Raw genomic sequence first — 7,218 nt, 5'->3', positions numbered from 1 at the left:
CTGGCCCAGGCGATCGGCGCCGACAAGACCCGCATCATCGCCACCCTCGACGAGTTGCAGGGCCACGGCTACATCGAGCGGATGCCCGATCCCGACGACCGTCGCGCACGCCTGCTGGCGATCACCGATGCGGGCCGCTCCATCAAGGACGCGGCGCAGGGGGACATCCAGCGCGGCGAACAGCGGTGGCTGAGCCAGATTTGCGCGAACGACCGCGACGTCTTCCTGCGCGTGCTGGACCAGCTCAGCCGGCGCGGCGCGGATTAGGCTGCGGCTGTGCTCGCAGACATCGCAGCGAAGTTCATCGCCGACCAGACCGGCATCGGCGAACACGACGTGGCGATCGTGCTGGGTTCCGGTTGGGCGCCGGCCGTGGCCGCCCTGGGTGATCCGACGACGACACTGGCGATGGCTGACGTGCCCGGATTCGCCCCGCCGTCGGCGGCGGGCCACACCGGCCAGGTGCTCTCACTGGCCATCGGCGGACACCGCGTGCTCGTGCTGGCCGGCCGGGTGCATGCCTACGAAGGCCACGACCTGGAGCATGTCGTCCATCCGGTGCGTACCGCGTGCGCGGCGGGTGCCCGCGTCGTCGTGCTCACCAACGCCGCGGGCGCGGTCTGCGAGGACTTCACTGTCGGCCGCCCGGTGTTGATCAGCGACCACCTGAACCTGACCGCGCGGTCACCATTGGTCGGTGCCCAATTCGTGGACATGGTCGACGCCTACGCCCTGCGGCTGCGGACGCTGGCCCGCGCGGTCGATCCCGGATTGACCGAGGGCGTGTACGCCGGGCTGCCCGGCCCGCATTTCGAGACGCCGGCCGAGATCCGGATGTTGCGCACGATCGGCGCCGACCTGGTCGGCATGTCCACCGTGCACGAAACGATCGCGGCGCGGGCTGCCGGCGCCGAGGTGCTCGGCGTCTCGCTGGTCACCAACATGGCGGCGGGGATCACCGGCGAGCCGCTCAGTCACGTCGAGGTGCTGCAGACCGGTGCCGCGTCGGCGGCCCGAATGGGTTCGCTGCTGGCCGACGTGGTCGCACGGCTGTGACGGCACTCCCGTGACAGCGGCCGAGTGGATCGCGCATGACCCCGATCCAGCGACGGCCGCCGAACTCGCCCGCTGCTCCCAAGCCGAGTTGGCGAAGCGGTTTTCCCGGCCGCTGTCGTTCGGCACCGCAGGACTGCGCGGCCCGGTGCGCGGTGGCCCGGACGCGATGAACCTGGCCGTGGTGTTGCGCGCCAGCTGGGCGGTGGCGACCGTCCTCCGGAGGCGCGGGCCGGCCGGATCGACCGTGATCGTGGGTCGCGACGCCCGGCACGGGTCGGCCGCCTTCGCCACCGCAACCGCTGAAGTATTTGCTGCTCAAGGCTTTTCGGTCACACTGCTGCCACAGCCGGTACCGACGCCAGTGCTGGCCTTTGCCGTGCGGCACACCGGCGCGGCGGCCGGCATCCAGATCACCGCGTCGCACAATCCACCCGCCGACAACGGCTACAAGGTGTATCTGGACGGCGGCATCCAGATCATCTCCCCCACCGACCGTGAAATCGAAACATCAATGGCTGCAGCACCATTCGCTGACACAATTGCCAGGTCCACGGTCGAGCCAACCGATTCGACACTGGTCGATCAGTACATAGAACGGGCCGCGGGGGTGCGGCGCTCGACCGCGGGCCCGATTCGGCTGGCGCTCACCCCGCTACACGGTGTCGGCGGCGACGTGGCCGTCGAAACGCTTCGTCGGGCCGGCTTCACCGACGTGCACGTCGTCGCCAGTCAATTTGCTCCCGACCCCGATTTCCCCACCGTGAAGTTTCCCAACCCCGAAGAACCAGGTGCCACCGACGCACTGCTCGCACTTGCCGCGCAGATCGGCGCCGACGTCGCCATTGCGCTCGATCCCGACGCGGACCGGTGCGCTGTCGGCGTACCCACACCGGCTGGCTGGCGGATGCTTACTGGCGACGAAACCGGCTGGCTACTTGGCGATTACATCTTGTCGCAGGCCGACGCGGCCACGAGTGTGGTCGCCAGCACCGTGGTGTCGTCGCGGATGCTCACGGCGATCGCCGCGCACTGGGGTGCACAACATGTCGAGACGCTGACCGGTTTCAAATGGCTGGCCCGAGCCGATGCCGGGCTGCCGGGGCGCACGCTGCTGTACGCCTACGAGGAAGCCATCGGATACTGCGTCGACCCCGCAGCGGTGCGGGACAAGGACGGCATCAGCGCCGCAGTGTTGGTCGGCGAGGTGGTCGCAACGCTCAAGCAGTCGCAGCGTTCGCTACTCGATGCGCTCGAGGATTTGGCCCGCCGCTTCGGGGTGCACAGCGGTGCGGCCGTGTCCCGGCCGGTCGCCGACGCCGATGCGGCCGCTGCGATGATGCGCCGACTGCGCGCCATAGCGCCCGGTGATATCGCCGGTTTCGGTTTCACCGCAACGGATCTGAGGCCGAGAACTGACGCGCTGATTTTCACCGGCGGTGATGCCGATACGAGCGCCCGCGTCGTCGTCCGACCGTCGGGGACCGAGCCGAAGGTCAAGTTCTACATCGAGGTCCGCGCTGGCGACCGAGGCCACGCCGATGCGTTGCGCGACGAGGTCGCCGACGCTGTCACCCGCTGGTAGCTCAGCGCGGCCCGAATTGGCGGTCGCCGGCGTCGCCGAGGCCGGGCACGATGTAGGCGAGGTCGTTGAGACCATCGTCGACGGCGGCAGTGAACAGCCGCGCCCGCGGTGCCGTCTTCTCTAGCGCCGCAATGCCTTCCGGTGCTGCCACGACACACGCCACGGTGATGTCGTCCGCGCCGCGGCGTTGCAGCAACCCGACGGTGAGGCTCATCGAACCGCCGGTGGCCAGCATCGGGTCCAGGACCAGCACCGGCTGGCCGTGCAACTCGTCCGGCAGCGATTCCACATATGGCGCGGGCAACGCGGTCTGCTCGTCGCGGGCGACGCCGACAAACCCCACTCGCGCTTGCGGTAACAGCGCATGCGCCGCACCGAGCATACCCAGCCCGGCGCGCAGAACCGCGACCAGCAGAGGTGGTTTGGCCAACCGGGTGCCCGCAGCCTCGGCCAGTGGGGTGCGCACCACAACCGTCTGGCCGGGCGCGTCGCGGGCGGCTTCGTAAACCAACATCGTGGTCAGCTCGCCCAACGCGGCGCGAAATGCCGCGGCGCCGGTGCGCTCGTCGCGCAGTATGGTCAGCCGCGCCGCGGCCAGCGGGTGATCGACGACGTGCACATCCACGGGAGATGACCTTAGCCGGGCCCGGCTCGGCGTCAGGCGCCGAAAAAGTTGAAGATGTCGAAACCGTAACCGACCAGGTCGATCAGCGGCTGCCCGGAGACCAGCGGTTCGCCACTGAAAATCGCATCTGGCGCCATGGACGGAATGCTCGCCGTCATGGACGTCCACTCAGTGAGCAGCGACGCATCGAGCTTGTTCAGCGAGTCGTAGCCCGACAACAGCGAGTCGACGAACGATTGTGGCAGCGACGCTTGCCCGGCATCGCGCAGCAGGTCGTCGACCGGGCCGACGAACGTCTGCACCGCGGCATATTCCATGCCGGCGAGCATCTGCAGCGGGTCCATCTTCGGGATGAACCCGGCGACGCCGGATTCGACCAGTTGGCCGGTCGCGTCGACCGTCCAAGGACCGGCAGCACCGATCGGGTCGACCCCGTTGACGGCGATGCCGGCGCCCGGATCACCGGGGTTGCCGTAGCCCCAGTCGTCGACCAAGGTCGCAAACGGGGCGAAGGAATCGTAGAAGAACTGTCCGGCCGGGCCGCCGTCGTACATGAACGCCAGCGTCGGCAGCGGCGCGGGAATGTCGTAGAAGGTGGTGTTGCCGATGGTGCCGAGATCGATCGTGGCGGGGGTGTCCAAGTTCACCCCGGCTGTCGGGTCCGGATAGTAGGGGTGCACCGTCCCGATGCCGATCAGGGCGTTGAGGTCGGCGAAGAGATTGAGGGGGTCCTCGGGAAAGTCGGCCCACCCGTCGTACTCGCCGGTGTAGATGTCGGTCGCGATCCCGGTCGTCGGGGTGTCAGCCAGGTTCAGCGGGATGTCGAGGAACGGAACGTGTTGGGGCTCGGGGCTCACGCTGAAGGCGCCGACGCCGTCGGGGAATCCGAAGCGGTCCAGGATGCCGCCGATCGGACTGTTGGGGTCACCGAGCAGCGTCACGCTCACGTCGTTGAGGTTCACTCCGGCCGGCGTGTTGGCCAGCAGATCGTTCATCTCGATGGTGGCGAGGGTGGCGCTCTGCGAGTAGCCCAACACCGCGACGTCGTTGCCGCCCTGCAACGCCGGGACGATCACGCTGTTCAGGTCGCCCACACCCTGATTGAGCGATTCACCGAAACCCAGATCCGGCTCGGTGGAACTGCACACGATCGGGCAGAACTGCTCCGGCGTGGCGACCGGTTCGAAGGTGTAGGCGCTGTCCTGGCTGAGGTACAGCGATTCGACCGAACTGAGGTAAGCGCTGTCCGGGGTGGGATCTCCGGTGCCGCCCATGATGTAGCCGTCATTGGAGACCAGACCGACCTCGGCCAGCAATGCCCGATAACCGGGCTGGAAAGCCGGTGTCATGCTCAGCACTGTGGCGCACGCCGCCGCGGCCACCGCACTCAGCGCACGAGTCCGTACAACAGTCATCGACAGACCTCACTCCCCCGCAGGTGGCGCGCCGATACCTGCGGCGTGGCCGAATCGTAGGGCCTGCGTGCTACCACATGCGGCAAAGTCGCAAATTTTTCTCAGGAAGACGTCGAACGACACTGACACGCGCGCACCCAGCACGCGGCCGAACCGCTTCTATACTCCGGCCATGCAACGCCGATCAGGTCGTGATGGCAGGCGAAATCGAGCGGTCAGCCTCTTCGGTGTGCTGCTCGTCGCGACCGCGGTGATGACGTGGCCAGCCCCGACCCAACGGCCGTTCAGTTCGCCGTTCGACATGACGGCGGCCGCGGTCCCGACCCCCGCTCACGTCGTCATCGTGGTCGAGGAGAACCGCTCGCAGTCCAACATCATCGGCAACAAGGCGGCCCCGTTCATCAATCAACTGGCTGCCGGCGGGGCGATGATGGCGCAGTCCTTCGCCGAAACACATCCCAGCGAACCCAACTACTACGCGTTGTTCGCCGGCAACACTTTGGTCACCGACAACGTCTGTCCGGTGAACGCGGGCGACACGCCCAACCTCGGCTCGCAACTGCTCGGTGCCGGTTACACGTTCACGGGCTTCGCCGAAAGCCTGCCCGGCCCGGGGTCTGCGGATTGCCGGGCCGGCAAATACGCGCGCAAGCACGTGCCCTGGGCCAGCTTCACCAATATCCCCGCTACGCGGTCGCTTCCGTTCACGGCGTTCCCCTCGAACTACGCCGGCCTGCCGACCGTGTCGATGGTCATTCCCAACCTGGACAACGACATGCACGACGGGTCGATCGCGCAGGGGGACCGATGGCTGTATCAGAACCTGTCGCAATACGCGTCGTGGGCGCGGGCCAACAACAGCCTGCTGATCCTGACCTGGGACGAGGACGACAACACCGCTCGCAACCAGATTCCGACGGTGATCTACGGCGCGGGTGTCCGCCCCGGCACCTACGATCAGCCGATCAGCCACTACAACGTGCTGTCCACCCTGGAGCAGATGTACGGGCTGCCCAAGCTCGGCTATGCGACCAGAGCTCCGGCGATCACCGACATCTGGGGTGCCTGACCCGATCCGGCTGGTAGAGCGTCGCTATTGTGAGCCGCATGGCTGCTGACCTCGTGCCTATTCGCTTGAGCCTGACCGACGGCGACCGCTATACCGTGTGGGCGCCGCGCTGGCGCGACGCCGGTGACGAGTGGGAGGCGTTCCTGGGCCGCGACGATGACCTCTACGTCTTTCAGACCCCGGCCGATCTGGTCGCGTTCGTACGCACCAACTCCGACAACGACCTGGTCGACCACCCGGCATGGCAGGCGCTGACCGAGGCCAACGCCCATCGGTTGGAGCCCGCCGACGACAAGCACTTCGACCTGGTCGCAGTCGAAGACTTGGTCTCGGAGAAACCGACCGAGGAGTCGGTGGCGCAACTGGCCAACGTGCTGACGATCGTCTCGTCGATCGGATCGGTGTGCGAATTGCCGGCGGTGATGAAGTTTTTCAACGGCAACCCCACGCTGGGATCGCTCAGCGGCGGCGTCGACCATTTCACCGGCAAGGCGGGACTGAAGCGCTGGCACGCCATCGCCGATATCGTCGGGCGGGGCTGGGACGACGTGCTCGGCGCCGTCGACAAGATCGTGACCATCCCCGAGGTGGACAGCTCGGCGTCGGAGGCCGCTGCGACGGAGTTGGACGAACCGTTCGAAGAAGAGGTGCTTGACACCGAGTCGGAGACCCCCGACGACGAAGCAGAGCCCGAAACCGTTGCTGCCGAAGACACCCCGGCCATCCGGGCGGCCGGCGACGAAGTGGTGCTGGGCAGTGACGAGGACTTCTGGGCGAAGGTCGGCATCGACCCGGTTACGATCATGACCGGGACAAGCACCTTCTACACCTTGCGCTGCTACTTCGACGATCGCCCGATCTTCCTGGGCCGCAACGGAAGAATCAGCGTGTTCGCCTCCGAGCGTGCACTGGCCCGCTACCTCGCCGACGAGCACGACCACGATCTCTCCGATCTGAGCACCTACGACGACATCCGCACCGCAGCCACTGACGGCTCATTGGACGTCCACATCACCGACGACAACGTCTACGTGTTGAGCGGGCTGGCCGACGACTTCGCCGGAGGGCCGGACGCGGTCGACCACGAACAACTCGATCTGGCCGTCGAATTCCTGCGCGACCTCGGGGATTACTCCGAGGACAACACCGTGGACAAGGCGCTGGCGATCGACGAGCCACTGGGCAAGCTGGTCGCTTATGTCCTGGACCCCGACTCGACGAGCAAACCCGCCGGCCCGTACGCCGCGGCGGTACGGGAGTGGGAAGAACTGGTGCGCTTCGTCGAGTCGCGGCTGCGGCGCGAATAGCGCCGCAAGCCTGCGACGACTTGTGATCGAGCGTCGCGGCTGCGGCGCGAATAGCGCCCCTGGAGAACTAATCCGGGAAGTTCACGTCCTTGGTGACAGCCTTCCACTCCTCGATCGACGCGGACGTTGCGGCAATTTTGTCGCGCATCGCCTTGAGGACGTCG

Annotated in this window: 7 protein-coding genes and 1 pseudogene; 5 read left to right on the top strand and 3 right to left on the bottom strand. The window is 67.0% G+C overall.

The annotated features are described in order from the left end of the window. The 3 genes from AC2VOG_RS18175 to AC2VOG_RS18165 form a co-directional block, all read left to right on the top strand. A partial coding sequence (locus AC2VOG_RS18175) for a MarR family winged helix-turn-helix transcriptional regulator (protein ID WP_486941231.1) occupies positions 1 to 267 on the top strand: 267 nt, incomplete at its 5' end. 9 nt (positions 268 to 276) lie between these two features. Then, the gene (locus AC2VOG_RS18170; RefSeq protein ID WP_486941230.1) at positions 277 to 1,056 is read left to right on the top strand and encodes a purine-nucleoside phosphorylase; all 780 of its coding nucleotides are present in this window, start codon (positions 277 to 279) and stop codon (positions 1,054 to 1,056) included. 10 nt (positions 1,057 to 1,066) lie between these two features. After that, complete coding sequence (locus tag AC2VOG_RS18165; protein WP_486941229.1) at positions 1,067 to 2,638, top strand: phospho-sugar mutase; 1,572 nt, start codon at positions 1,067 to 1,069, stop codon at positions 2,636 to 2,638. A 1-nt stretch (position 2,639) separates the two neighbouring features. On the opposite strand, the gene upp is transcribed toward AC2VOG_RS18165, so the two are convergent. Next, positions 2,640 to 3,263, bottom strand: coding sequence for a uracil phosphoribosyltransferase (gene upp / locus AC2VOG_RS18160; protein WP_486941228.1), 624 nt, complete (start codon positions 3,261 to 3,263; stop codon positions 2,640 to 2,642). A gap of 32 nt (positions 3,264 to 3,295) precedes the next feature. Further along, on the bottom strand, positions 3,296 to 4,678 hold the full coding sequence (locus tag AC2VOG_RS18155) for a PE-PPE domain-containing protein (RefSeq protein WP_486941227.1): 1,383 nt from the start codon (positions 4,676 to 4,678) through the stop codon (positions 3,296 to 3,298). A gap of 253 nt (positions 4,679 to 4,931) precedes the next feature. Between AC2VOG_RS18155 and AC2VOG_RS18150 the strand changes: the two genes are divergently transcribed. Further along, on the top strand, positions 4,932 to 5,747 hold the full coding sequence (locus AC2VOG_RS18150) for an alkaline phosphatase family protein (RefSeq protein WP_486941232.1): 816 nt from the start codon (positions 4,932 to 4,934) through the stop codon (positions 5,745 to 5,747). A gap of 38 nt (positions 5,748 to 5,785) precedes the next feature. Next, positions 5,786 to 7,054 (top strand): protein export chaperone SatS, encoded by a 1,269-nt coding sequence (satS, locus tag AC2VOG_RS18145; RefSeq protein ID WP_486941226.1) that lies wholly within the window; start codon positions 5,786 to 5,788, stop codon positions 7,052 to 7,054. A gap of 67 nt (positions 7,055 to 7,121) precedes the next feature. Here the strand turns inward: satS and AC2VOG_RS18140 are convergent. Beyond that, positions 7,122 to 7,218: pseudogene (locus AC2VOG_RS18140) on the bottom strand (short-chain dehydrogenase/reductase); the annotation flags it as partial.

Source organism: Mycobacterium sp. TH-M11 (genome assembly GCF_057473725.1).
This window is presented reverse-complemented; position numbering and strand designations above follow the sequence as displayed.

Bases quoted from the DNA above. Each gene is read 5' to 3' on its own strand.
- AC2VOG_RS18155 (WP_486941227.1), bottom strand. From the start codon at position 4,678: ATGACTGTTGTACGGACTCGTGCGCTGAGTGCGGTGGCCGCGGCGGCG.
- AC2VOG_RS18150 (WP_486941232.1), top strand. From the start codon at position 4,932: ATGACGTGGCCAGCCCCGACCCAACGGCCGTTCAGTTCGCCGTTCGAC.
- satS (WP_486941226.1), top strand. From the start codon at position 5,786: ATGGCTGCTGACCTCGTGCCTATTCGCTTGAGCCTGACCGACGGCGAC.